The following is a 25,395-nucleotide window of genomic DNA, read 5'->3' on the forward strand; positions in this document are numbered from 1 at the left end:
AATGCAAACCGCCGCTTACCCGCCGGCGGGCCCGACCCTGAGAGCCTTCATCTTCTCCCGGAGCATCGCCCGGTAATGGAAATAGCGCCCCTTGGCCCGATACTGCCTTCTCTCGTTGCGCCAGAGCGCGTACCAGCCGAAGGCCATGACGGACCGCAGCATGTTGCCGATGATCGCGGCCAGGGATTGCCGCTTGTAGAGGAACCGGCTCACCCCCTGTTGCTCGTGGCGCTTGCGGAAGAAGGCTTCGGTGAATCGATTCCAGTCCACCTCGTGATATACGGCGGCCCGGGGCTCGTAGCCGATCCGCCCGCCGCATGCGATCAGGCGCCCGGCGAACTCGACGTCCTCGGAGATGCCCGAGCGGCCCGGTCCGAGCGCCTCGTTGAACAGCCCGCACCGCGCGAAAGCCTCGCGCCGGATCGCCATGTTCGCTCCGGTCAGCGTGTCGATTTCCCTCGTTTCGGACGGATACTGCAGGAAGTCGATCGTTCGAAACCTCTGATAGCTGCGCTGGAACTCGGCGTTCCCCGCCACCTCCGGCGGCACCAGGATCGGCCCCTGCATGGCATCGAAATCGGTGTCGCGGAAAAACTCCGTCGCCGCCGGCAGCCACTCGGCTGTCACCTCCACGTCGTCGTCGAAAAACGCCAGGATCGATCCGCCCGCGTCGGCGATCGCCCGGTTCTGCGCGCGGCACTTGCCCGGAGCTGGCTCCCGCACGGCTCGAAACACCCGACCGTCGCGGCCGCTGAACTCACGCACCACCGCGTCGATGCGTTCGGAGACGCTGCGGTCGCGCGCGTTGTTCGCCACGATCACCTCGTAAGAGACGCCCGCTCCTGCGAAATGGCGCTCGATGCTGGCCAGCAGTCTCTCGAGAGAGGCCGGACGCTCGAAGGCGGCTATGATGACGCTGAAATCCATGCGCTCTTCACCGGCCGGCCGCCGCCCAGAGCAACAGATAGAGCCAGTACTTCATCGCGTACGGGCGAAGGCTGATCGCCCGTCGCAACGCCTCGCTCGCCGCCGCCCGCTCGTGCCGCCGCCAGCGCCCCTTGGCCAGGCGGTAATGACGGTAGGCGAGCCGGCGCGCGATGCGTCGGCGGCCGAGGGCCGCCGCGGTTTCGGGAAAATCGGACACCAGCCGCTCCAGCACTCGGATGTTTTCCACCAGCCTCAGCTCTTCGTTGCGCGTCATGTTGCCCGGGTGGCGGCGGTACAGAAAGACGACGCGATCCACGTAACCCGCCGGGAAACGCGCCAGCAGCCGGAAAAACAGGTCGAGATCGCCGCAGATGCGCAGCGTCTCGTCGTGTCCCCCCACCGCCTCGTAGCAATCCTTGCGAATCAGCGACGCCTGGAGCCGGATAATGCTCTTCTCGAAAAGGTCGTCCACCGCCACTCCGCGCCGCGCCAACCGCCGCGACTTGCGCGGCGGGATGATCGTCTCCCGCCGGTGCTGCGGCCCGCCCAGGTAGCCGCCGTTCGCGAAAACCAGGCCGCAGTCGGGACGGCTCTCGGCGTAGCGGTAGAGGGTCTGCAGATGGTCCGGCAGGGGCACGTCGTCCGAGTCCTGGATGGCGATCCACGGCGCTCGCGCAAGCCGCACCCCGAGATTGCGAGCCGCCGACGCCCCGCGATTGTCCTGATAGACGTAACGGACCTTCGCGCCGCAGGACTCCACGATCCGGCGCGTATCGTCCGTCGAGCCGTCGTCGACCACGATCACCTCGTAATCCTTAAACGTCTGCCGGAGCACGCCCTCCAGCGTTTCCGGCAAGAAAGGCGCGCGATTGTAGGTGGCGATCACCACCGAAACCCGCGGCGATTCCCCCACCGTCTGCACCGCCGACTCCATTACCTCTTCGCCTCTCCTTCGCCCGAAGGGCCGCGGCTCCCTGCGCCGCGCCACCGGCCGTGAAGCTCCCCCAATCGCTTCATGATCCGGCCTTCCGTCCTGTACGCCTTCTGAACGCGGCCGAGCGCCCTGTAAACGCCGTAGCGCATGCAGTTCACGGCGAGGTCCGGAAGGATCCGCAGCCACAGGGATTCCCGGCGATACAGGCTCCTGCTCAGGCCCTTGCGGTACTCCGTGAGGCGGTGATAAGCGCGGCCGTAGCGCTCCGGGTCCAGCTCGTGGAAGACCACGGCGCCGGGCGCGTAGCCGATCCTGAACCCCGCCGCGCGGATGCGGCGTGAATATTCAGTATCCTCGCTGTACCCCGATGCCCCGGGTCCGAGCCACGGGTTGAATTTTCCCACGACCTCGACGACCCTGCGGTCCAGCGAGACGTTGGTTCCGGTAAAGCCGCGAATCTCGCGCGCCTCCGGACCGTAGTCCACGATCGGGATGTTGTACTCGCGCAGGCGGGCCGGGTCCGCGGGCCGGCCTTGCGGATCGGTTCCGGCAAGCACGCGCCCCTGGGCCACGGCGAAACCCGAAGCGAGGTGGAACTGCCAATGGCTCACCAGCCACGCCGGGTCGACCACGACGTCGTCGTCGATCAGGATCACGATCCCGCCCTCGGCCTCCGCCAGGCCGCGGTTGAGCGCGTTGGACTTGCCCGGGCGCGGCTCCTCGATCACCTTCATCCTGAAGCGCGCCTCCCTGCGCGCCTCCCGCTGCAGCAAAGCGCCGGTCCCGTCCGTCGAGCCGTTGTCGACGAAAAGAAACTCCGCCCGCGGTGGATCCGCCTCTCGCAAGGCCCCGATGCTGGCGAGCAGCCGCTCCAGGCTGCGGGCGCGATTGCGCGTCGGGATGATGACGCTGACGTCCGGCCGAGCGGTCACCGCTATTCTCCGTCGCGGGGGCCGGAGAGGTGCCGCAGCACTCTCCGCGGAAGCGCGCGCCAGTGGCGTCTTTCCGCCCGTCCCCGATTGAACAGCGCCCGCAGCCGGATGAAAACCCGCCTTCTCACCCGGTCAGGGAACCGGCGCCCGGGAGTTTTCCTGATCGCGAAGATTCCGTCCCACTGTCCGAGAATCTGGAAGCGCTCGTCCCTGATGAGCTCCTCGTCGATCGGCGAACGGACCCCTTCCCACGAGTAGCTGTCGTGAAACGCGATGACGCCGCCCGGGCTCACAAGAGGCTCCCAGCCGAAGAAATCCTTCCGCACGCCCGCGTGGCTGTGATCGCCGTCGATCCACAGCAGGCCGATCGGCCGATTCCACCCGCGCAGCGCCTCCTCCGACGGCCGCACGACCGGGACGACCATGTGCGCGACGCCCGAAAGCTCCAGGTTACGCCGGAACTCGTCGATCGTCCCCATCACGTGGGGGTCGACCGCGCAGACCTCCTCCCCCCGCGCCGCTTCGCGCGCCTTGGCGAGCCAGACCGTCGATTTCCCCTTGTAGCTTCCGATCTCGACCACCACGCCCAGCCCCGCGGTGGCCCTGGCCAGGCGGTAGAGGTACAATCCCTCTCTCCGCCCGAGCCAGCCGTCTACGGTCTCCGTAATCTTCCTGGCTGCCTCAAGGGACATTGCAGCATTCCTCTCTACCTTTCCGATCGCCGGAAGAGGCGGCCGGCGGTCCCCGCCGCCTTGGCCCTCGACCTCGCGTCGGCCCAGCGACGGGCTCGGGCGATCTTGTGTACCCAGCGCCGTCGCGTCCCGCCGCCGGCCCCCGACCCGCCTCCCCGGAGATACTCCCCCAGGAAAAACAGGCTTTGCGTCGCGCTCAGGTAGCCGCCCAGCGTGCGGAGCAACTGAACGAGGTTCTTGACCCTTCTGCGCTCGCTCAGGTAACGGCATTGCCGCACGCCTTCGAAGTCGAGCAAAAACAGCCGCTCGCCCTCGCCGGCCGCGCTGACGAGGATGTTCGCGTCCTTCAGGTCGTTGTGATACAGCCGGGCGTCGTGGAGCCGCCGGAACAGCCGCGCCACGCCGCGCAGGAAAGCGCGCCGGCGGCGCATGCCGTCCGCTCCCGCGAGCGCCGCCAGGCTCTCCCGCCAGTAGGCGTCCGCGGTGAGCGCCTGCGGGATCTCCTGCGACAGAAAAAAACTCTTGTCGAGCATCCCCCAGCGCCGGATCTCGACCGCCGCGAGCGGCCGCGCCGTCGCCACCCCGCACCGCGCCAGCACGACCGCTCCCCGCAGCGCGCGGCGCGCCGCCGAAACGCGGAACAGCGAGACGAGCCGGTAAAAGGCCGAATGCGCGTTGTAGCGCTTGACGTACACCACGGTCGAGGTGCCGTCGACGGCGAGGACCGCGCGGCCGATCGTGACTTTTTTCTCGTCTTTTACGATCCGGCACGCGGTCCGGTCAAACAGCCGGTCGGGGTCCGCCAGGACCTCCGGCGCCACCCGGGCAAACCATGGATCGGCCCAAACCGCGGCCGAGCCCACGCGCTTGCGGACGAAGACCGAAGCGCTATCGCGCGCCGACACGCCTTCGGACCTCCCTCAAACAGGCGTCCAGCTTTGCAAAGTGATCCGCCCATGAATAGCGCTCGGCGAGTTCCCTCGCCTCCCCTCCGAGCGCCGCATCGGCGCTGCGTTCCAGCATCAGCGCGAGCTTCGAGGCCAGCTCCGTCGTGTCCGCCGGCTCCTCGACGATGCCGTCGGCCAGAGCCCCTGCGAGGATCTCGGAGGCGCCGACCGCGCGGCTGACGACGACGGGAAGACCGCTCGCCAGCGCCTCCAGCACGACGTTCCCGAACGCTTCCTGCAGCGCCGGGTGCGCCAGCACGTCGGCGGCTGCGTAGAAGCGCTCCACGGCCTGTTGCCGGCCGGTGAAGACGATCCTTCCCGGCGCCAGCCGCTCCGCACGCCTGTGGTAGGCGGCCCACCCGGCGTCGGCGCCGACGACCAGCAGGCGCGCGCGGCGCAGCTCGGGCGCCGCCCACGCGTCGATCAGCCGGTCCAATCCCTTGCGGCGAAATCCGCTGCCGACGAAGAGCGCCAGCGGAGCTTCCTCCGGTATCCCCCATTCGAGACGGACGGCGCGCCGCCACCGCGCGCGCAAAGAAGGATGAAAACGCTCCTGATCCACCCCGTTGTACAGAACCGTGATCCTCTCCGACGCCACGCCGTAGATTTCCGTGAGCTCGCGCGCGACGCGCCTCGAAACCGCAATGATCCCTCCGGTGCGGCTCGAGAGGAACTGCCGCCGCTCCACGGCCAGCAGCGAGCGGTGATAGACGCTCACCGCCTGCCAGCAGCGCCGCGCCGGACCGCCTTCCTCTCCGAGGCTCCGGAGAAACGCGCGATGCGTCCCGCCCCCGCTCCGGATGACGTCCTGCCGCAGCGTCCGCCCGAAGCTCACGACGAGATCGCAGCGCTCGCGCGCGGCGCTGCGTGGCGCCAGAAGCGCGAAGCTCCACAGCCGGGCGGTCCGTCCCGCCGGCAGCGTCGGCACCCGGTGCACCGCGACTCCGGGAGGCGGCGCGACGCTAAACTCGGAGCAGAAGAGATGAATCTCGTGCCCGAGCGCGCGCAGACCTTCGGCGGTCCGGTAGAGATCGCGCTCCGTCCCTCCGCTCAGATCGAGCCGCTTGTGCACGAGAGCGATCTTCATGTCGCTGCTTTTCTCGCCTTCACGACGATGTTGTCCGAAAGGAGCAGCGCGGGCGAAAGCATGTGGCGCAGAATGCGCCAGTTGTAGGCGCGCTGAACCGGATCCTTCTCGGCGCGGATCACCGCCTCCAGGCTCGCCGCGCACATCAACGGAAACAGCAGCGCCGCGAAGAAGAGCGGGGCGAACTTGATCCGCGTGGCGCGCAGCTCCTCGATGGCAAAGCCGTAGTGGAACAGGAGATAGTAAAGCTCGTAGAAATGAATCAGATAGATGTTGGGCGCCTGTCCCGGCCCGCGGGAGTAATGAACCGGCCGGACCCGACCGCGCAGAAATCCCGTGAACAGGAAGCGAAGCCGCGAAAACGCGTTCAGCACGTTCGGCGTGCTCACCAGCAGCACGCCGCCGGGCTTCAAGACCCGCGCGATCTCGCGCACCAGCTGAGCTTGATGTTCGATGTGCTCGATCACCTCGACCAGGTTCACGCCCTCGAAGCACGCGTCGCGGAACGGCAGGAACTCGTTCAGATCCACCCCCGCGATGCGCCACTTCACGCCTTCTATGGGCGGCGGCGCGCCGTAGTCGGTGGCGACGACCTCGAACCCGAGGCCGGCCAGTTTCCGCGCCGTATCGCCGCCCCCGCAGCTCGAATCCAGCACCTTCCGGCCCCCCGCGGCTTCGGAGCGCCAGGAACTCGTGACGGCCCGCAGGATGTGTGCGTTGGGCATGTCGGTTCAATCTCTTCCTGCCGCCGCACCGGGACGGCGCCGCAGCCATTCTTCGATCATCCCTCCGGCCTCAATCGGAGCATCCGCCCGCCGCGCCGCGAACAAGCACCAGCGGCTGGTTCCCGTCGGGCCCGGTTCCATGGCTGCGGAGCACCACGGACCAGCGCGCTGCGCCGTCGTCCAGGGAGCGCCAGACGCTCTCGCCCATGACCACGCATCGCGGCTCGGTCCGCAGCCGGCCCAGCAGTGTCTGGTAATTTCCGGCCACCGCCTCCACGCCTGCGCCGCCGTAGAAGAACACGGAGGAGCCGTCGACGCCCTCCGCGTAGAGCAGCACCGGCCGCCCCGCGCTCCGCGCCAGAGCGGCCGAGACGAAATCCTTGTAGCTCCGCGAGCGCGCGAGAGCCGGGCTGACGAGCGCCTGGACCAGGCAGCCGTTCACGATCGAAACCAGCGCGATTCCGGTCATGGCCCGGCGCCAGCTCCCGAGCAGGAGCGGGCGCGAAGCCCCGAGCCAGAGAAGCCCGGAACCGTAGACAAGGATCGCGGCGGTCCAGGCCGCCGACTTGAGCGCCGCCTCGACGGCCGCGGCCGCGTGCCCGGCTTCCCCTTCGAGCCGGATGCCCGCAAGACCCAGAAGCTCCGCCGCGCTCCAGCCCAGCCCGCGCGCGAACCCGGCCGCGAGGACGAGCACGCCCACCGCGCCCAGCAGGCATCCCACTCCCTTCAAGTAGACGCCGGCGGCCCCCGTATGAACCCGCTCCTGCTCGCGCGCGGCCGCGGCCATCAACAGGCACCACGCCGGGTAAAGCGGCAGGATATACGGCGGCCGCTTCCCCGCCGACAGCGAGAAGAAGACCAGCACCGTGAAGGCCCAGATCAGCAGAAAGAGCCCGCGCTCGTCGCGATGGAGCCGGGAAGCAAAGACGACCCAGGCGACGGCCGGAAGAAACAGGGTCCACGGCATCCCCAGCGTGAAGAGATAAGGAATGAAATAGTAGACGGGCTTCTGATGGCCTGTGCCGCCTTCCCCATGGATAAAAAAGCGGGCCAGATTTTCCTTGACGAACTGCAGCCCGAAGAACTCGCTCCCGCCGTGCCACAGCGCGCTCCCGTACCAGAGCAGGAAGAGCGCCGCGCCGAGCGGCACGCCGGGATGGCGGAGCAGCGCGAGCATGAAATCCCACCTCCTGCGGGCCGCCAGGAACGCGACCACGACGATCCCGCACAGAATCAAGCTGACCGGCCCCTTGGCCAGCACGCCCGCTCCCGAGACCAGAAAAAAAAGATAGGTCCACGCGCCGTGGCGCAGGACGCCCCGGTAGATGGAGAAAAACAGCACCAGCGAGCAGGTCACGAAGAACGCGAGCGCCATGTCGACGCGCGCCTCGACCGCGGCGCCCTGGAAGACCGCGGTGGTGGCCAGCGCCACGGCTCCGAGAAGCCCGGTTTGCGGGTCGTAGATGCGGCTGCCGAGGAAATAGATCAGCAAGACGGCGAGCGTCCCGAAAAACGCCGACGGGAAACGAACGGAAGCCTCGGTCATCTCGCCCCGCGCGAGCGACCCCGCCGCAGCCACCCAGTGAAAGAGCGGCGGTTTCGAGGGAATCACCTCGCCGAGCCGCAGCGGAAACAGCCAGTTGCCGTTGACCACGATGTCGCGCACCACCAGCGCTTCGCGCGGCTCGCCCTTGTCGTGGAACGGGGCCGCGCCGAGAAACACCCAGAAAAGAAGCCCGCAGACGGCGGCCAGCACGGCGAGCCGGGCCGGTTCATTTCGCGACAATGCCTGCAGCACCTTCAGCTCCCGCCCGCGACCCTTCCGCTCCACTTCATCAACGTCCGGAAGCTCCCTTCCGGCGAGACATGGTCACAGTCGCGCCGTCGTTTGCGGGTCTTCGCCTCGAGCCAGCGCAGCAGACGAAGGTCGCCGCCACCGAGCGCTTCGCGACCGACGTAGGCTCGAAAGAAACGCAGGCGATCCTGGAGCGAGATCCCCGGCAGAACCAGCCGGTTGAGCTGTACGAGATTCCGCTTCCAGAGCGATTGCGGCAGCCGCCTCGGATAACGGCGGGTGCGGTCGTTGTCGATGAAGTAGAAGCGCCAGACCCCGTCGGCACGGGCGATCATGACGTTGGCCGCCACCAGATCGCCGTGTACGAAGCCGAGGTCGTGGAGCTTTCGAACCTCGGCCGCAAGCTCCCGGATCAGCTTCCTTTTTTCCAGGATCCACGCGCGGTCCGCCGGCTCGCCGTGGCGTCGAAGCAGAAAGGCCGGCAGCGTCTCGCCCGGGACCGCCCGGGTCAGCAGGAACGCCCGGCGAACGGCCCCGAATCGGCGCTCTTCCCCGGCCGCAACCGCCACCGGGGCGTTCAACCCCTTCTGCGCCAGCGCTGCTCCCTGGTCGAGAGCCCGCAGCGCCTTGGAGACACGAAACACGCTCTTGAGAGCGCTCTCCCGGCCGAAGATCTTGAGAAAACAGTCCCCGACCTCGGCAAGGCGCAACCTCACCGTCGCCGGGTGGCGGCCGACCGCCCCCGCGGCGGATAGCGCCCCGGCCACCTCGCCTCGCAACCTTTCGTTCCACCGGCCCCGCAGGACGCGCAGCCGCCAGGCGCCGTCGCGCAGATCCTCGTATTCAAGCTCCAAAGCCGCTTGTTCCTCTCTTTGCGTCCGGCCCCTCCGCCAACGCGAGCTGCACCTTGTCGGCGATCTCCTCGACGGCGATCGACCGCATGCAGATGCGCCCGATCGGGCAGCGGCGCCGATAACACGGCGCGCACGGCGCGCGTCCCTGCAAGGCGAGGTGGCCGAATCCATGCGGGCCGGTCCTGAGCGGGCTCGTTGCGCCCCAGAGAGAGATCACCGGCGTCCCCACGGCGGCCGCGAGGTGCGCCAGACCGGTATCCGGCCCCACGGCGACCTGCGCTCGCGCGATGACTCCCAGCGCCTCCCGCAGCGAGGTCCGGCCCACCAGATCGGCGATACGCTCCCCGTGGCGCCGCACCGCCTCGGCCGCGATCGCCGCCTCGTCCTTGCCGCCCAGCAGAACGACGTCCAGATCGTAGCGCTGCTGGAGCATGCGCGCGCACTCCGCGATCTGGTCGGCGAACCACCGCTTGCTTTCCCAGCGAGCGCCCGCGAACAGCACCGCGAATCGCGCGCTCACGCCCTCGAGCAGCCGGCGTACCGCCGCCGCCTCGGCCGCGTCGATCTCCAGGCGCCATTCGAGCGGTCCCCGCTCCAGCCCGAGGTAGTCGGCAAATTTCATGTAATGCTCGAGCTTCGGCAGGCCGTCGCCGAAAGCGGGGATGAAATGATTGTTGAAGATCCAGTTGCCCTCCTTCGCGTCCAGGCGGTGAAAGCCCAGCCGCACGGGCGCCCCGGACAGCAAGCTCACCAGGCCGCTCTTGAAATGGCGCTGCAGGTCGAGCACGAGGTCGAAGCGTCCGTTGCGGATCCGCCGCGCGAAGGCCGGAAGCGCCCGCCACCAGCGCGGGCGGTCGAAAACGATCACCTCGTCCACCGCCGGGTGGCGCGCGACGAGCGGCGCGGACGGCGGCTCCACCGACCAGGCGAGCGTGGCTTCGGGATAGGCCCGCCGCAGCGTATTGGCGAGCGGCAGCGCGCGCGCGACGTCGCCGATCGAGCCGTGCAAAACGATGAGGATCCGCCGCGGCCGGAGGTTCATTCGTCCGCCTCCCGGTAGCAACGCACCAGCTCCGCCCAGGCGTCGGGCGCCAGCAGCTTTCGCTCGGGATCGAGCTTCAGGGCCGACCGCAGGAGCCGCTCCAGGTTGCGCTCCGCCAGCGGCCTCGGCACGCCGCCGAGAAACAGGACCGCCCGGTCGAAGTCGATCACGTAGCCCCGAATCCTCCCGTTCTCCTCCCGCAGGAGGATGTTCTTGAGATTCAAATCGCGGTGATACACGCCCTCGCGGTGAAGGGCGCGCACGCTGCGCCCAACCGCGCGCAACACCTCCTCCCTGTTTCCCCCCTTCACGAACCCGTCGTTCAACGCCGCCCAGAAATCCCGGGCGCCGTCGAGCTCGCGGGTCACGAGCCACCCGCGGTAGAACGGCCCCCAGACCTTCCGCACACAGGCAACGTAGACCTCGACCGTGGGAAATCCCCGCCGCCGCAGCTCCTCCGTGACGGCAAGCTCGCGGAACGGCCTGAGCGGCCGTCCGAGAAACACGCCGCCGGTCACGGCGCGCAGCAGCCCTCCATGGCGGTACTCGCGGATCAAAGCCGTCTCGCCGTTGGCGAGACGAAAGGCCCTGAGCCGGGAGCGGCCGGCCAGGTTCCTCGACTCCTCCTGCGGAGCGCTGCCCTGCCAGAGGTCGGGAGGAATGAGCGAGCGCACGTCCTCCCGCACGATCATTCGAAGATCACCCGACGCCACCGCCCGAAAACCCGGCGGGACGTCTGCCACGCTCCAGCGACTCATGGAATCACCCGGTCGTGGGATCTCCGCTGAAAAGCTTCCCCGCCGCTCACAACGAGACCACCCGCGGCGCGTAACCGGCGGCGCCTTCCGCGCCGTCGCGAAGGAGCTCCCTGGCCGCCGCGAGCACGGCTTCCGGCGGGATGAGACGGCTGCAGTCCTCGGTCCCGAGCGGGCAGCGCCGGCCGCCGTGCGAGCCGCAGGGCCTGCAGGGAAGCTTTTTCTCGACGACGATCGCCCGCGCGCTGTAAGGGTAAAAGCCGAGCGCCGGGGTCGTCGCGCAAAAGATCGCCACCACCGGAATCCCGCGGGCCACCGCGATATGCATCGGACCGCTGTCGTTGGTCACGAGCAGCCTGCAGCCTCCCAACGCCGCGCTGAGCAGGCGAAGCGACGTTTTCCCCGCGAGGCTCGTCACGCGGGCCGCGCACGCGGCCTGGATCTCGGCCGCGACGGCCGCGTCCTCGGGGCCGCCGAAAACGACGATCTCGCAGTCCATCTCCAGCTTGAGCAACTCGGCCAGCCGCGCGAAGCTCTGCGCCGGCCATTTCTTGGTCGGCCACACCGACCCCGGGTTGAGGCCGATGATCGGCTTGCCGTCGTCGACGCCCGCCGCCCGCAGCAGCTCTCCCGCAGCGGCCACATCCGCGGGGCTCGACGGCAGTCGCAGCGTCCGCCCGCAGTCCTCCGGCGGCACGCCCAGCGCCCGCACCACGGAGAGATTACGCTCCACGTCGTGACGAGCCGGGTCCCTGTCCGTCCTGAGGTTGAACAGAAACCAGCCGCGGCTCTGACGAAAGCCGGCGCGGCGCGGAATCCGCGCCAGATAGAGCAGGAGCGCCGTGCGCAAAGACTTGTGCGGTGTGACCGCGAGATCGAAGCCCCGCGCGCGGAGCTCCGCCGCCTTGCGCAACAGGCCGCGCAAGCCGCGGTCCGCGCGCCGCTTGTCGTCGACGATGATCTCGTCGATGTCCGGATGGCCCGCGAGCAGCTCCGCCCCCTGGCCGGTGCACAAAAGCGCCAGGCGGGCGGCGGGAAACCGACGCCGCAGCTCGGCGAGCAGAGGAACCGTGAGAACGGTATCTCCGAGAAAGCTGGTCTGCGCCACCAGGATCTTGGCCGCCGCGCCGATCATCGCTGCAGCGGGATCGCCTCGTCGATCAGCATCACGGGAATGTCGTCCTTGATCGGATACATCAGGCGGCAGGCGTCGCAGATCAAACCGTCGCCCGCGTCGTTGAGACGGATCTCCCCCTTGCACTTCGGACAGGCCAGAATTTCCAGCAGCTCCTTGCTGATTCCCATCATGCGCCTCCTGAGCCCTTCTCGTCCGGTCTCGCCCCGGCGCGGCTCGTTTTTCGATTCGCCAAATATAACACGAACTTGGAGGCGCCGCGACGCGCCCGGCAAGCTCGGGCGGGCTCACCGGAAGGGCACCAGGCGATCGTGCCCGCGGCGGTAGCTTCGCGTGGTCTGTTCCGGGTTTCGGAGGACGAGAGCGCGGTGAAACATGGGATGACGCAGGCTTCGAACCTCGTGCTCGACCGTGAAGAGCGCCTTTCCGCTCTCCGGGTCCACGATCTCCTGGAACCGGAACTGATGGTTGCGCACGTCCTCGGAGATGAGCCCCCGCTCCTTCAGGAAGCCGTAGGGTCCCGAGAAGTTCGCCACGTAGATCGCGATGTGGTGGCCGTCGTAAGCCCCGGGCGGCCCGTCGGCTTCGGTAAAGACCAGCTGCTGGTTGCGGCCGATTCGAACGCGCGCCACGTCCCCTCCGCGACCGCTGTCGAGCGCGCACTTCGCACCCAACACGCGTTCGTAAAAGCGGGCGATCCCCGCGGCGTTGCCGACCGCCACGCGGAACTCCACCCACGGGATTCCGAGCGCCATGTCGTCGAACTCCGCGCCTGCGGCGTGGCACTCGAAGCGGTTTCCCCACGGGCAGGTGACCGACACGCGGCCCTCGCCTTCGGCCCATGCGAAACGGGTCCCTTTCAATCGCTCGCCCACCGAAGCGAGCCGGCGTTTGAGGCCGTCGAGCTCCGGGAAAACGAGCCCGATCCGCCCCTGGAGCACCTGAGCCCGCCGCGTCGGCAGGTGAAATTGCTGCTCGCCCGCGTTCACCCACATGTTTTCCAGCCCGACGTTGAGAAACGGGTCCCGCGTCAGTCCGAGGCCGACGACGTAGAAGAGCGTCGCCAGGGACTGGTCCGGCACCTGAAGGTTGACGTGCTCGAGCAGAAGGATGTTGCCGATATCTTCTTCGGAACAGTCCGTCATGACGCCTCTCCCCGGCGCCCGATCCGATCGACGATCGCCTGCACGAGCCGCTCTCCCTCGTCGACCGCAAGCGCCATCCGCAGAGCCAGCAGCTGGTATCGCGCGAACGGGAAGCGCAGCAGCTTCAGGAGGTCCTTCTCGGTGGTCACGATCAGGTCGCAGTTGCGCGCCAGCCGGTTGATTCGCTGCCAGTCCGCCGCCGAGTAGGCATGATGATCCTCGAACTCGACGGCCTCGACGATCTCGCCTTCCCATTCCTGGATCGTGCGGTAGAACCCTTCGGGGTTGCCGATCCCGCTCACCGCCACGATCTTGCTCCGGTAGAGGAGGCTGAGCGGAAACTCCTTCCAGCCCTGCCCGTCGCCGGCGATCAACGCGCGCGGTTGAAGCCGGGCCTCGAACCAGCGCCGCTCCTCGCCCGACGGAAGCCGCCGCTTCCAGCGCTGCGCCCCGCCGGTCACCAGATAGTAGTCCGCCCGCCGAAGCGAGCCGACCGGCTCCCGGAACGGCCCGACGGGGAGCAGGCGCCCATCGGTGTCCGAGCCGAGCAACAGCACATCGACGTCGCGCGCCAGCCGGCGGTGCTGGAAGCCGTCGTCGAGGATGAAAACGTCGACCGGTTCTCTGGCGAGAAGCACGCGTGCGCTTTCGTAACGATCGGCGCCCACGGCCACGCGGCAGCCGTGCAGGCGCGCCATCATCGCCGGCTCGTCTCCGGCGAGATCGACCTCCGCAGCGCCGTCCGCCCCCGCAGGCGGTCGGCCACCGCCGCTCAGGACCACGACTTCCCGGCTCTTTCGCCTGTATCCGCGGCTGAGCACGCCCACACGGTAGCCGCGCCGCTCGAGCTCGCGGGCCAGCCAGATGCAGGCGGGCGTCTTGCCCGTGCCTCCGACGGTGAGATTGCCGACGCTGATCACCGGCCTGTCCAGCCGCATGCCTTTGCGCCATCCGGCCGCGTACGTCAGGTTGCGCGCCTGCACCGCGGTCCGGTAGGCGAGGGCGAAGGGCAGCAACGCCAGCCCCAGAAGCCTCCAGGCGACGCCGTCGCGATTCCACAAATGTCTGACCCACTGCGCGGTCATTGCACCCGCGGCGATTCGCGTCGTCAGGCCGCCCCAGTCTCGAGATATCTTGCCAGCAAAGCCACGCTGCGGTCGAGCACCTCGGGATCCTGCGAGGCCGCCCCATAGGCCCTCTCGCCGACGCTGCGGCAAAGCTCGGCGTCGGCGAGCAGCGCTCCGATCTCCCGGGCGAGATCGTGCTCTCCCCGGATCTCGATGCCGCCGCCGGCCTCCTTCAGGCGCGCCGCGATCTCCGCGAAATGCTCCGTGTGCGGACCGAACAGCACCGGCTTGCGGCAGCGCGCCGGCTCGAGCAGGTTGTGACCGCCCGCCGCGACCAGGCTCCCGCCCACGAACGCCACATCCGCCGCGGCATAGAGATCGACGAGGTCGCCGAGCGTGTCGACCAGCGTCACGTCCTTGGCTCCCGTGAGCCGTCCGTCCAGCCGGCTCTTCCTGTCGAAGTCGAGCCCCTCGGCGCCGATGAGTTTTTCCACCTCGGCGAAACGCTCGGGATGGCGTGGCGCGAGCGCCATCCGGAGATCCGGAAAGCTCCGTTTGAGAGACGCGAAAGCCCGCAGCACGATCTCTTCCTCCCCGCGGTGCGTGCTGCCCGCCACCCAGAGCCTGCCGCCCTCGGCGCGCGGGGTCCGCGTCGGAGATGCCGCCGCCAGCTTCAGGCTCCCGGTCACCGACACACGGCTCGGCTCGGCCCCCAGCCGCACGATCCGCTCCGCGTCTTCCCGCGACTGCATTCCCAGCGCATTGAAACAGGAAAGCGCCTCCCGGAACAGCCGCCCCCAGCGCGCGTAGCCGCGAACCGATCGCGTGGAGATCCGCCCGCTCAGGAGCAACGCCGGGATGCCGCGCCGCCGCGCCTCGCGCAGCAGGTTCGGCCAGATCTCGGTCTCGATGACGACCAGGGCCGCCGGATCGAACCTGGCGAGAGCCGAGCGAACGATCCACACCAGATCGAGCGGCGGATAGACCACCATGTCGGCATGCGGATCCCTGCGCGCGGTCAGATGACCCGTGTGAGTGAAGGCGGAAAGCACGATCGGCCGGCCGGGAAATTCCTTCTTGAGGCGCGCGGTCAGCTCCCGCGTCCCGGTCACTTCTCCGACCGACGCGGCGTGAATCCAGATCGGCCGCTTTTTTCCTCCGGCCGGCAGCGCCGGATACCATCCCAGGCGCTGCAGCGCTCCGGCGCGAAACCGCGGGCCTGAAAGCAGAAGCAGTGGCGCGAGCGGCGCGGCGGCGGCCAATGCTGCCGCCCAGACCGTGTTGTAAATCGGATAAGCGGAACGCACGGGCGCCGTCCTAGTGCAGCGAGGCGCGGCCGGCCGAAGCTTCCTCCTCGAGAAGCTGCAGGCTGTAGAGGCGGCTGTATTCCCCCCGGCGCGCGATCAGCTCCTCGTGCGTTCCCTCCTCGGCGATCGTGCCGTCGACCAGCACCACGATCCGGTGGGCCTTGCGGATCGTGGAAAGCCGGTGCGCGATCACCAGCGTGGTCCGCTTGCTCACGAGGGCGTCCAGCGCCTCCTGCACGAGCTTCTCGGACTCGGAATCCAGCGCCGAGGTCGCTTCGTCCAGAATCAGAATGGGAGCGTCCTTGAGCAGCGCCCGGGCGATCGCCAGCCGCTGCCGTTGCCCGCCCGACAGCTGCAGCCCGAGCTCCCCGATCCGGGTGTCGTAGCCGTTCGGCAGGGCGCAGACGAACTCGTGCGCGTGCGCCGCCTTGGCCGCCGCGACCACCGCCTCGATCGCCAGGTCGGGGCGCCCGTAGGCGATGTTGTTGCGCACGGTGTCGTTGAACAGGAACGTGTGCTGCGTGACGATGCCGATCTGCGACCGCAGCGACCTGAGCGTCACGTCGCGGATGTCCACGCCGTCGATCTTGATGCTGCCCGCCGTCACGTCGTAAAAGCGGGGAATCAGGTCGGCGAGCGTGCTCTTGCCGACGCCGCTCACCCCGACGACGGCCACCATCTCGCCCGCCCGGATCTTGAGGTTGATGTTCTTCAAGACCGGTGTCGAGTCGTAGCGGAAGTGCACGTTCTGGAACTCGATCTCGCGCGCAAAGGGCGCTGCTTCCTTCGCGTGCGGCTTGTCCCGCACCGCCGGCACGACGTCGAGCACCTCGAAGACCCGCTCCGCCGCCGCCATTCCCTGGTGCACCGCCGTGTACGTCCGCGTGAGCCCCTTGAACGGCTGGTACAGCAGGAACATCGCCGTCATGAACGCGTAGAAGTCGCCCTGGGTTCGCCCGCCGACGATGACGCTCCAGCCGCCGTACCAGATGATCGCGGCGATCGCGACGGACGCCAGCACCTCCATCGCCGGGGTCACCAGCGATTTCACCCGGCTGGCGCGCAGCGATTCCTTGAAGACCCGCAAGTTTTCGTCGGCGAACCTCCGGATCTCGTACTCCTCCATGCCGAAGGCCTTGACGATCCGGTTGCCTTGAATGCTCTCCTGCAGCAGCGCGGTGAGGTTCCCCGTGCTGATCTGGCCGCGGCGCGTGAAGCGCTTGATCTTCCGGCTGAAGCGCATGACCGGGAGCACCGACGCGGGGAAGACCACGAACGCGATCGACGCCAGAACCCAGTCCTTGACGAAAGCGACCACGATCAGCACCGCCAGCGACGCGGAGTCGCGGATGAACGAGGCGACGGCGTCCGTCAGCGCGAAGCGCAGCAACAGGACGTCGCTGTTGACCCGGGAGATCAACGTCCCCGTGGGATGCTGGTGGAAAAACGACACCGGCAGGAACTGCATTCGCTCGTTCATGGCGTTGCGGATGTCGTTGACGATCCTGAGGCCGACGTAGTCCCCGAGATAGCTCTGGCCGAAGTTGACCAGCCCGCGGAAGACGAACACCGCCACCACCAGGCCCGGCACGACGGAAAGCATGGCTGGGTCCTTGCGTCCGAACACGTCGTCCGTGACCCTCTGCACCAGGAAGGGGATCGCCCCTTCCGTCGCGCTGTAGCCCAGCATGCAGACCATGCTCAGGATGAAATAGGGCCACACGTAGGGCTTGAGAAAAAAGAGGAGCCTGGAATAGAGCTTCATGTCGCGAACGCCTCGCCCCGGCCGCGCGCCGGCTCCATCAGCTCGAAGGCGAGGCCGGCGACCCGCCGGGCCGCGCCGGGCGCACCGAGCTTCGCTTTCAGCCCGCGCAATTTCTCGATCGTGCTTCGACGGACTTGCGGATCGTCCAGGAACCGGCGGCTTTCCCGCACCAGCGCTTCCGGCGTCAACTGGCCCTGGATCAGCTCCGGCGCCACCCGCTCTCCGGCGACGATGTTGACGAGCCCGACGTGCTCGACGTCGACCAGCAGCCGCGCCAGCCAGTAGGTCGGCCACGCCAGGCGGTAGACGATGACGGTCGGCTTGAGGAGAAGCGCCGCTTCGAGCGTCGCCGTGCCCGACGCCGCCCAGACGAGATCCGCGGCGTTGAGCGCTTCGTAGCGCTCCTCTTCGACGACCGGCACGCGCAGCGGGCAGCGCCCCAGGAGCTCGTCGAGCCGCGGGCGCTCCACCGTGGTCGCGCGGACGCAGAAGAACTGAACCTCACGCTCGCTTCGGTAGCGTGCCGCAGCCTCGAGAAAGACCGGCAGGTGGTAGTCGACCTCGTTGCGCCGGCTTCCTGGCATCAGCCCGATCGTCGGCGTTTCGGGGTCGAGCCCCATGCTCTCCAGCACGGTCGCCCGCTCCTTTTTCGCCTCGACGAGGTCGAGCAGCGGATGGCCGACGAAGCTCACGTTCGCTCCGTGAACGCCGTACAGCCCCACCTCGAACGGGAAAACCACCGCCATCGCGTCGACGAGCCGCGCGATCTTCCGCGCGCGCCCCTTGCGCCACGCCCACACCTGCGGCGCGATGTAGTAGAGCACCGGGATGCCGAGCTTTTTCGCGAGCCTTGCCAGCCGCAGATTGAATTCCGGAAAGTCGATCAGAAGGAGCAGGTCCGGCCGCCGCCGGCGCAGCGCCTGCCGCGCGGCGCGCAGCGCCGCCCAGATGCTCCCGAGCTTCCCGGCCAGCTCGACCAGCCCCATCCCGGCCAACCGTTCCGCGTTCTCGAGCGCCTCGAAACGCGTCTTGCCCAGCTGCTCCCCCCCGATGCCGAAGATCTCGACGGCCGGGTCGCGCTCGTGGATCGCCCGCACCACTCCCGCGCCGTGCATGTCCCCCGACGCCTCGCCCACCACCAGCATGATCCGTCTGGCCCGCGACGCCATCAAAGCTGGGCGCTGATCATCGACGCGATTTCCAGCGCCCGCACCCCGTCCACGCCGCTCACCACCGGAGCCTTTCGTTCCCGGACACAGTCCAGGAACGAATCGATCTCGTCCGCCAGCGCGTCGCCCTCCTGGAACTCGACCTCCTCGCCCCGGATGTCGAGCCAGCCGCCTCCGGGCGGCGGCTTGCGAAAGATCTGTGCCCGCCGCCGATCGTAGTCGATCGAGATGTAGGCGTCCGGCTGGAAGAAGCGCACCTTGCGCTCGCGTTTCATGGAAACCCGACTCGCGGTGACGTTGGCGATGCAGCCGCTCGCGAACGCGATGCGCGCGTTCGCGATGTCCGGCTTGTCGGTCAGCACCGGAACCCCGACCGCCTCGACCCGTTCGACCGCCGACCCGACGAGGCTCGCGATCACGTCGATGTCGTGGATCATGAGATCGAGCACGACGTCGACGTCCGTGCCGCGGTCGATGAAAGGCGCCAGTCGGTGGCACTCGACGAACCTCGGTTCGCGGATCACCCCTTCGAGCCGGCGGATCGCCGGGTTGAACCGCTCGAGGTGCCCCACCTGAAGAATCCGGCTTCCCGCCGCCGCCAGGTCCACCAGCGCCCGCCCCTCTTCGACCGTCGCCGCCAGCGGCTTTTCGACCAGCACGTCCACTCCCGCCTTCAGGAAATCGGTCGCCACCCGCCGGTGCTCCCGCGTCGGCACCGCGATGCTGACGCACTGCACCCGGCCAAGCAGCTCGCGATAGTCGGTGAAGGCCGCCGTTTTGAGACGGGAAGCGATCTCGCGGCACCGCTCCTCATCGATGTCCGCCACCCCCACCAGCCGCGCTTTGGGTGACCGGGCGTACTTTTCGGCGTGGAATTTCCCCAGGTAACCCACCCCGACAACCCCGACGGCGATCCGTTCATCCATGCCCATGTCCTTGTTTTCTCTACTCGGCCACGCCGATGACTGCAATGCCGGCCGCATCCGCCTCCCGGATCACCTGCTCTTTTTCGAGGAGCAGCGTCTTGCCGGCTTCTACTGCCAGCGCCGCCGCGCGCGAGCGCCGCAGGCAATGGATCGTCTCGACCCCGGCGACCGGTACGTCGAAACGTAGGTCCTGTCCGGGCTTGCTCGTCTTCACCACCACGCAACCCGCCCCGGCGAGCTCGCCCCCGCGCTCGATGGCGGCATCGGTTCCCTCCACCGCCTCGACGGCGACCACCACCTGCTTCTTGACCACCACGGTCTGGCCGATTCCCAGGCGCCCGATTTCCTTGGCGGCGCGAAACCCGAGCCTGATGTCCGCCCACTGCGCTTCGGTGGGGCGGCGCCGCGTGAGCACCCCTGCGCCGGCAAGGCTGTGCGAGAGACAGAGCGTGGAGTCCACCACGCGGATCCCTTCGCCCTCGAGCTCGGCCGCGACTCCCCGCAGCAGGGCGTCGTCGTCGCGCCGCCGCATCCGCGCCAGAAAGGCCGCGCCGCGCAGATCGGGCCGGAAATTGTCGAACAGCCGCGCCTTGCGAATCCCGCCGGCAAAAACCGCCTCGGCCACTCCCGCGCGCCGCAGCACGCGGATGATCTTGCCGAGCTGGCCGACGTAGACCCACGTGACGTCGCCGACGATCCGCTCGATCTCCTCCGCGGTCTCACCCCGGTGCGCCACCGCGACCAGCTCGAAGCCCTCGCGCTTCGCCTCGCGCGCGAAGATCAACGGGAACCTGCCGTTCCCTGCAATCAAACCCAGTCGTCTCACGGGCACCAAGCCGGCCTGTCGGAGCCGCGCGGAGGGCTACCGGCAGATCCCCCGCTGGGAGGAGGCGATGAAGCGGACCAACGTCTCGATCTCGGGCGTCTGCGGAACCTCGCGCCTGACCCTTTCCAGAGCGTCCTTCGTCTTGAGCTTCGACTTGAAGATGATTCGGTACGCCTTCTTGAGCGCGTCGATCTGCTCTCTCGTGAAGCGGCGCCGCCGCAGTCCTTCGATGTTCAGGCCGTGCAGCCTCGCTCTGTCTCCGGTCGCGTTGCAGTAGGGCGGAACGTCCTTCGAAACCATCGACCCCGCCCCCACGATGGCCCCCGTCCCGATGCGCGAGAACTGGTGAATCCCGACCAGGCCGCCCACGATGACGTAGTCCTCGATCACCACGTGCCCCCCGAGCGTCGCCCCGTTGGCCACGATGTTGTGATTTCCGAGCAGGCAGTCGTGGGCGATGTGGCAGTACATCATCAGGAGGTTATGATCGCCCACGCGGGTCACCATCCCGCCGGCCGCGGTCCCGGGATTGACGGATACGAACTCGCGCAGAGTGTTGTAGTTGCCGATAATCAGCTCGCTCGGCTCGCCCTTGTACTTGAGGTCCTGCGGCGCCAATCCGACGGTCGCGTACGGGAAGATCACGTTGCCCTCGCCGATCGTGGTGCGCCCCTCGATCACCACGTGCGGCTTCACCTTGGTGCCCCGCCCGATCTTCACATCGGGCCCGATGATCGAATAGGCTCCGATCTCGACGTCCGGGTCCAGCTCCGCGCGCGGGTCGACAATCGCCGTCTGGTGAATCCTGGCCATCCGGAGTCCCGCGCGATCAAGCCTCCTGGCCGAGGTCGACTTCCATGGCCGAAATCTCGGCCTGTGCGACGACCTTGCCGTCCACCAAGGCGATGCCCTGCATCTTCCAGTACGATCCGCGCCGCTTGAGGCAGGTCAGCTCCAGCCGCAGCTGGTCTCCCGGCTCCACGGGCTTCTTGAACTTCACGTTGTCCAGCCCGGTGAGCACGAAGACCTTGTTGTCCTCCGCCGGACCGCGCGCCTGATGCGCGAAGAGCGCCCCGACCTGGGCCATCGCCTCGCAAATCAGCACCCCGGGCATTACCGGCCTCCCGGGAAAGTGGCCCTGAAAGAAGCTCTCGTTGAACGATACGTTCTTGATCCCCACGATCTTCTCCTCGCCGTGGATTTCGACGATGCGATCCACCAGCAGGAAGGGATAGCGGTGCGGGAGATACCTGAGGATCTGCTTGACGTCGAGCATGGGGATCTCGTTCCTTTCAAGGCCGGGTCACGACCGCCCCAATTTCTTCTCCAGCGCCCGCACCGCCGCCCACAACGCGGGCAGCTCCGGGAGCAGCGCCATGACCCGCAGCCACTGCCGGTGCGGAGCGGCCTCGATCCCGCCCGAGAGCACCGCGCCTGCCGGAACGTCCCGGGGAATGCCGGACTGCGGTCCGATCTTGGCCCCGTCGCCGATCACGACGTGATTGACGACCCCCGCCTGACCGGCCAGAATGACGTTGCGGCCGATCCGCGTGCTTCCCGCCACCCCCGCCTGCGCCGCGATCACGCTGTTCTCGCCAACGGTCACATTGTGCGCGATCTGAACCAGATTGTCGATTTTCACGCCCCGCCGGATCACGGTGCGGCCGAGCGTCGCGCGGTCGATCGTGCTGTTCGCTCCGATCTCCACGTCGTCCTCGATCTCGACCACGCCCACCTGCGGGATCTTGACCCGCCCCTCTCCCTCGCCCGCGTAACCGAAGCCATCCGCGCCGATCACCACGCCGGCGTGCAGCACCACGCGGTCTCCGATCCTGCAGCCTTCCCGGACCACGACGTTCGGATGCAGCACGCAGTCGCGCCCGATCGACACCCCCTCGCCCACGAACACTCCGGGAAAGAGGACCGTTCGCTCGCCGACCGAGGCGCCGCGCCCGACGAACACGTTGGGATAGACCGTCGCCTCCGGGGCCACGCGCGCTTCCGGGTCAACGTGCGCCCCGGCGCTGACGCCCGCTCTACGCCTCGGGGCCGGGTGGAACAGCTGCAGGACCTTTGCGAAGGCGACGTAGGGGTCCGCCGCCTTCAGCAGCGCAGGCCCGGGCTTTGCGGCCGCCGGGATCGCTCCCCGCCCGACGATGACCGCGCTGGCCCGGGTGCGCTCGAGGTGCTTCGCGTAGCGCGGATTGGCCAGAAACGTGATCGCGCCCGGACCCGCTTCGTCGATCGGTGCGACCTTCGTGATGACGAGGCCGCCGTCGCCGAGGACCTCCCCGCCGACCGCCCGCGCCAGCTCGGAGAGGGTCTTGGTCGTGGTGCTCACTTCCCCTTGACGCGGCTGTTGTAGACTTCCACCACCTTGTTGGTGATGTCAATCCCCTGGTCGCTGTAGAGTATCTGATTGCGCTCCAGAATCAGCGTGAACTTCTCCGACTTGCCCACCTCTGCGACGATCTTTTCCAGGTCCCGGAGAATATCCGAGGTCATCATCCCTTCCTTCTGCCTGAGCTCCTGCTGGTTGTCCTGCATCGCGCGCTGGTAGTTGACGATCCGCCGCTGGAGATCCGCTTCCAGGTTCCGCCGCTCCTCTTCCTTGAGCAGCGGCCCTTTCTTGTCGAGATCCGCCTTCAACCGCTCCAGCTCCTGCTTCTCCTTGAGCAGCTCCGCCTCGACCTTCTTGACCTGAGCCTGGAATTTCTCCTTGGCCCGCTTGCCCGCCTGCGACTCGGTGATCGCGCGCTGGATGTCGATAAAGCCGATCTTGATCCTGTCCTGCGCCGGCGCCGGAGCCGCAAACAGCACGACGACGCACACGATCCACAACCAATGCTTCACTCAGACCTCCCGGAACCCCTCGAGTTTTTTGAAAGAAAGACCAATCAAGGCTGGCTGCCGATAGAAAATCCCAGCACGGAGGTGTCGTCGCCCGACTTCTTGTTCAGCGGAAAACCGAGCTCGACGCGGAGCGGGCCGAACGGCGACAGCCAGCGCGCTCCCACCCCGACGGAACGCCGGAAGTCGCCGAAGCTGAAGTTATCCGATTCGCGGAACGCCTGGCCCATGTCGAAGAAAGCCACCCCGCGAAGCCCGAACTGTTCCATGATCGGGAACATCAGCTCGGCGTTGAAGACGGCCGCCTTGTCGCCGCCGACGACGTCGGTCGCGCAGCTCTCGACTCCGTCCACATTCGAGCACGTTCGCTCCCTCGGCCCCAGGCTGCGGTCGGCGAAGCCGCGAACCGAGTTGATGCCGCCGAGGAAATAGCGCTCGAACAGGGGCAAGTCCTTTTTCCCGTTCGATCTCTCCGTGAGCCCGAAGCCGTAACCGACGCTCCCGCCGAGGGCGAGCACGTAAGCGCCGCCCCAGTTGGGATCCTTGAGGAGCGGGTAGTGCCAGCGCCCGCTCAGGTCCGACTTGATGAAGCGATTGTCGCCCCCGAGGCCCGCGAACTTCACGGAAAAGGCCGACTTGGTCCCTTCGGTCGGGTTGAAGAAGTGATCACGGCTGTCGTAGGTCAGGCTCGGCGCCATCGCGCTCGTCAGCGAGGTCCCGCGCTCGTTCTGGATCGCGAGCGGCGCGCCGGCTTCGATGCCGTTGATCTTCTCACGCGTCAGCTCGTACGACATCCCGCCGCGCATGTAGTCCCAGATCGTCGGTGGCGCGTTGCTCGCCAGCTCGTCCGAGCCCCGGAGCAGGTCCGGGGCGGGCCGGCCCCAGAACGGAACCCGAAAATCCTTCAACGGGTAGCTCGTGTGGACGCCGAACCCGAGCCGACGCTGGTCGAACGACTCGAACTCACGCTCGGTGTTGAAGGCGTCGAAGCCGAGCGCGAGCCGCGTGTCGCGGAAATAGGGTTCGTTGAAGCTCACGACGAAATCCTGCCGGCTCGTGCCGATCGAAAAGCTGCCGTTCACGCTCTGGCCGCGGCCGAAAAGGTTCTTCTCCGCGATCCCGGCGTTGAACAGGAACCCGTCGCCGCTGCTGTAGCCGGCTCCGACCGAGAAGGTACCGGTGGGACCCTCCTTGACGTCGACGAGAAGGTCGACCGCGTCGGGCTGATCGGTCTTCTTCGTCGTCAGCTGCACGTCCTCGAAATACCCCGAGCGCTGCAGGGCGTTGCGGCTCTGGGTGAGTTTCGTCCCCGAAAACAGCTCCTGTTCCGCCGCCAGCAGCTCGCGCCGCACCACCTTGTCCCGCGTCTTGGTATTGCCCGCGACCAGGATGCGGTTGAAGTAAACCGGCGGGCCTTTGGTGATCACCAGCGCCACGTCGACCACCTTCTCCTCGCTCTGGATCCGGGTGACCGGCTCGATCTGGGCGAAAGCGAAGCCCTTGTTGGAATACAGATCGCCGAGCGCGGTCACGTCTTCCCGCAACCGGCTGCCGCGGAAAATCTGCCCCGGCGTGATCTTGACCCGCTGGAGCATCTTCTCGCCGTCCTCGATGAGATCGCCCCCGATCTCCACCTTGCCCACCCGGTACTGGGGCCCCTCGTGCACGCGGATGACCAGCTCCAGGCCGTCGCGGCGGCGCAGGATCACCGGCTCGTCGATCTTGTGGTCGATGTAGCCGTGATCGTAGTAGTGGTTGTTGAGGATCGCGATGTCGTTGGTGAGCACGTCGCGGTCGAGGACGCCGCGGTTGGTGATGAACGACAAGAGCCACTCTTCCTTCGTCGACATCAAGCCCTTGAGCTCGCTTTCGGAAAACACGCGGTTGCCCTCGAAGGAGATCTTCTTGATCAGCAGCCGGTTCCCCTCCACCACGTCGAGCGTGACCACGGCCTGGTTGTTCGACTCGACGGAGATCGCGTAGTCCACCTTGGCGTTGACGTAGCCCTGTTCGACGTACAGCTTTCGCACCTTCTCGACCCCCTCGGCCACCTTGTTGCGGTCGAGAATCGTCCGCGGAGTGACGCCGAACGCGGTGTCGATCTTCTCCCTGCCGATCTGTGAGACTCCCTGCACCTTCACTTCCCGGACGTAGGGCTTTTCCTTTACGGTGTAGGTGAGAACCCCTTCGGGCGTCAGCGCGGCCTGGACATCGTCGAAAAATCCCATGCGGTAGATCGCCTTCACATCCTGCTCGACGAGCGAGGCGTCGAAGAACTCTCCCGCCCGGCTCTTTACGTGCAGACGGATGCCGTCCTCTTCCACGCGCACGTTTCCCGCGATCTTGACGTCGACGAGCTTCGTCTTTTCCTGACCCGCGGCCCGCGCGGTCAGGAGCGCATAACCGACCATCAGGATCAGGAAGAAAACGGGGAAGCGGCGGGCGGAAGGCGTCTTCGAATCCATGAATCGACAACTACCTGGCCGGTTGGGTGTCAGGTTTTTCTAACAAATTC

25 protein-coding genes are annotated in these 25,395 nt (G+C 67.6%); all 25 read right to left on the reverse strand.

The window, feature by feature from the left end:
- Window positions 1–15: 15 nt before the first annotated feature.
- The 25 genes from VNN77_18565 to bamA all read right to left on the reverse strand — a co-directional run bounded on the left by VNN77_18565 (window position 16) and on the right by bamA (window position 25,345).
- Entirely contained in the window at window positions 16–927 is a 912-nt protein-coding gene (locus VNN77_18565) for a glycosyltransferase (protein ID HXG53405.1), read from the reverse strand.
- A gap of 7 nt (window positions 928–934) precedes the next feature.
- Window positions 935–1,861 carry a glycosyltransferase gene (locus tag VNN77_18570; protein HXG53406.1) on the reverse strand — a complete coding sequence of 309 codons (927 nt, stop codon included), beginning with the start codon at window positions 1,859–1,861 and terminating at the stop codon, window positions 935–937.
- Window positions 1,861–2,793 carry a glycosyltransferase family 2 protein gene (locus VNN77_18575; GenBank protein ID HXG53407.1) on the reverse strand — a complete coding sequence of 311 codons (933 nt, stop codon included), beginning with the start codon at window positions 2,791–2,793 and terminating at the stop codon, window positions 1,861–1,863. The genes VNN77_18570 and VNN77_18575 overlap by 1 nt, the downstream gene beginning before the upstream one ends.
- 2 nt (window positions 2,794–2,795) lie before the next feature.
- Entirely contained in the window at window positions 2,796–3,485 is a 690-nt protein-coding gene (locus VNN77_18580) for a class I SAM-dependent methyltransferase (GenBank protein ID HXG53408.1), read from the reverse strand.
- Between the two features lie 14 nt (window positions 3,486–3,499).
- Window positions 3,500–4,390: a lipopolysaccharide kinase InaA family protein gene (locus VNN77_18585; GenBank protein ID HXG53409.1), complete on the reverse strand. Its 891-nt coding sequence runs from the start codon at window positions 4,388–4,390 to the stop codon at window positions 3,500–3,502.
- Window positions 4,374–5,519 carry a glycosyltransferase family 4 protein gene (locus VNN77_18590; GenBank protein ID HXG53410.1) on the reverse strand — a complete coding sequence of 382 codons (1,146 nt, stop codon included), beginning with the start codon at window positions 5,517–5,519 and terminating at the stop codon, window positions 4,374–4,376. The genes VNN77_18585 and VNN77_18590 overlap by 17 nt, the downstream gene beginning before the upstream one ends.
- Complete coding sequence (locus VNN77_18595; GenBank protein HXG53411.1) at window positions 5,516–6,244, reverse strand: methyltransferase domain-containing protein; 729 nt, start codon at window positions 6,242–6,244, stop codon at window positions 5,516–5,518. Before VNN77_18595 ends, VNN77_18590 begins: the two co-directional genes overlap by 4 nt.
- 70 nt (window positions 6,245–6,314) lie before the next feature.
- Window positions 6,315–8,075 carry a glycosyltransferase family 39 protein gene (locus VNN77_18600; protein HXG53412.1) on the reverse strand — a complete coding sequence of 587 codons (1,761 nt, stop codon included), beginning with the start codon at window positions 8,073–8,075 and terminating at the stop codon, window positions 6,315–6,317.
- Window positions 8,045–8,893, reverse strand: a complete 849-nt coding sequence (locus tag VNN77_18605) for a lipopolysaccharide kinase InaA family protein (GenBank protein ID HXG53413.1) — start codon at window positions 8,891–8,893, stop codon at window positions 8,045–8,047. Before VNN77_18605 ends, VNN77_18600 begins: the two co-directional genes overlap by 31 nt.
- Window positions 8,883–9,935, reverse strand: coding sequence for a glycosyltransferase family 9 protein (locus VNN77_18610; protein ID HXG53414.1), 1,053 nt, complete (start codon window positions 9,933–9,935; stop codon window positions 8,883–8,885). Before VNN77_18610 ends, VNN77_18605 begins: the two co-directional genes overlap by 11 nt.
- Window positions 9,932–10,627: a lipopolysaccharide kinase InaA family protein gene (locus VNN77_18615; protein HXG53415.1), complete on the reverse strand. Its 696-nt coding sequence runs from the start codon at window positions 10,625–10,627 to the stop codon at window positions 9,932–9,934. Before VNN77_18615 ends, VNN77_18610 begins: the two co-directional genes overlap by 4 nt.
- A gap of 112 nt (window positions 10,628–10,739) precedes the next feature.
- Window positions 10,740–11,825 carry a lipopolysaccharide heptosyltransferase II gene (gene waaF / locus VNN77_18620; GenBank protein ID HXG53416.1) on the reverse strand — a complete coding sequence of 362 codons (1,086 nt, stop codon included), beginning with the start codon at window positions 11,823–11,825 and terminating at the stop codon, window positions 10,740–10,742.
- Entirely contained in the window at window positions 11,822–11,995 is a 174-nt protein-coding gene (locus tag VNN77_18625) for a Trm112 family protein (protein ID HXG53417.1), read from the reverse strand. The genes waaF and VNN77_18625 overlap by 4 nt, the downstream gene beginning before the upstream one ends.
- A gap of 117 nt (window positions 11,996–12,112) precedes the next feature.
- Complete coding sequence (locus VNN77_18630) at window positions 12,113–12,970, reverse strand: VOC family protein (protein ID HXG53418.1); 858 nt, start codon at window positions 12,968–12,970, stop codon at window positions 12,113–12,115.
- Window positions 12,967–14,055 (reverse strand): tetraacyldisaccharide 4'-kinase, encoded by a 1,089-nt coding sequence (lpxK, locus tag VNN77_18635; GenBank protein ID HXG53419.1) that lies wholly within the window; start codon window positions 14,053–14,055, stop codon window positions 12,967–12,969. Before lpxK ends, VNN77_18630 begins: the two co-directional genes overlap by 4 nt.
- Window positions 14,056–14,078: 23 nt before the next feature.
- Entirely contained in the window at window positions 14,079–15,344 is a 1,266-nt protein-coding gene (locus VNN77_18640; protein HXG53420.1) for a 3-deoxy-D-manno-octulosonic acid transferase, read from the reverse strand.
- A gap of 10 nt (window positions 15,345–15,354) precedes the next feature.
- Complete coding sequence (locus VNN77_18645) at window positions 15,355–17,109, reverse strand: ABC transporter transmembrane domain-containing protein (protein ID HXG53421.1); 1,755 nt, start codon at window positions 17,107–17,109, stop codon at window positions 15,355–15,357.
- On the reverse strand, window positions 17,106–18,278 hold the full coding sequence (gene lpxB / locus VNN77_18650; protein ID HXG53422.1) for a lipid-A-disaccharide synthase: 1,173 nt from the start codon (window positions 18,276–18,278) through the stop codon (window positions 17,106–17,108). Before lpxB ends, VNN77_18645 begins: the two co-directional genes overlap by 4 nt.
- Entirely contained in the window at window positions 18,278–19,204 is a 927-nt protein-coding gene (locus VNN77_18655) for a Gfo/Idh/MocA family oxidoreductase (protein HXG53423.1), read from the reverse strand. Before VNN77_18655 ends, lpxB begins: the two co-directional genes overlap by 1 nt.
- Window positions 19,205–19,223: 19 nt before the next feature.
- Window positions 19,224–20,030, reverse strand: coding sequence for a UDP-2,3-diacylglucosamine diphosphatase LpxI (lpxI, locus tag VNN77_18660; protein HXG53424.1), 807 nt, complete (start codon window positions 20,028–20,030; stop codon window positions 19,224–19,226).
- Window positions 20,031–20,066: 36 nt separating this feature from the next.
- On the reverse strand, window positions 20,067–20,843 hold the full coding sequence (gene lpxA, locus VNN77_18665) for an acyl-ACP--UDP-N-acetylglucosamine O-acyltransferase (GenBank protein HXG53425.1): 777 nt from the start codon (window positions 20,841–20,843) through the stop codon (window positions 20,067–20,069).
- Window positions 20,844–20,859: 16 nt separating this feature from the next.
- On the reverse strand, window positions 20,860–21,306 hold the full coding sequence (fabZ, locus tag VNN77_18670; protein HXG53426.1) for a 3-hydroxyacyl-ACP dehydratase FabZ: 447 nt from the start codon (window positions 21,304–21,306) through the stop codon (window positions 20,860–20,862).
- 27 nt (window positions 21,307–21,333) lie between these two features.
- Complete coding sequence (gene lpxD, locus VNN77_18675; protein HXG53427.1) at window positions 21,334–22,371, reverse strand: UDP-3-O-(3-hydroxymyristoyl)glucosamine N-acyltransferase; 1,038 nt, start codon at window positions 22,369–22,371, stop codon at window positions 21,334–21,336.
- Window positions 22,368–22,883 (reverse strand): OmpH family outer membrane protein, encoded by a 516-nt coding sequence (locus tag VNN77_18680; protein HXG53428.1) that lies wholly within the window; start codon window positions 22,881–22,883, stop codon window positions 22,368–22,370. The genes lpxD and VNN77_18680 overlap by 4 nt, the downstream gene beginning before the upstream one ends.
- A 44-nt stretch (window positions 22,884–22,927) precedes the next feature.
- A complete protein-coding gene (gene bamA / locus VNN77_18685) occupies window positions 22,928–25,345 on the reverse strand; it encodes an outer membrane protein assembly factor BamA (protein ID HXG53429.1) in 2,418 nt (805 codons plus the stop codon).
- Window positions 25,346–25,395 lie beyond the last annotated feature (50 nt).

This window comes from Candidatus Zixiibacteriota bacterium, from assembly GCA_035574315.1.
Lineage (GTDB): Bacteria > Desulfobacterota > Binatia > UBA9968 > UBA9968 > DATLYW01.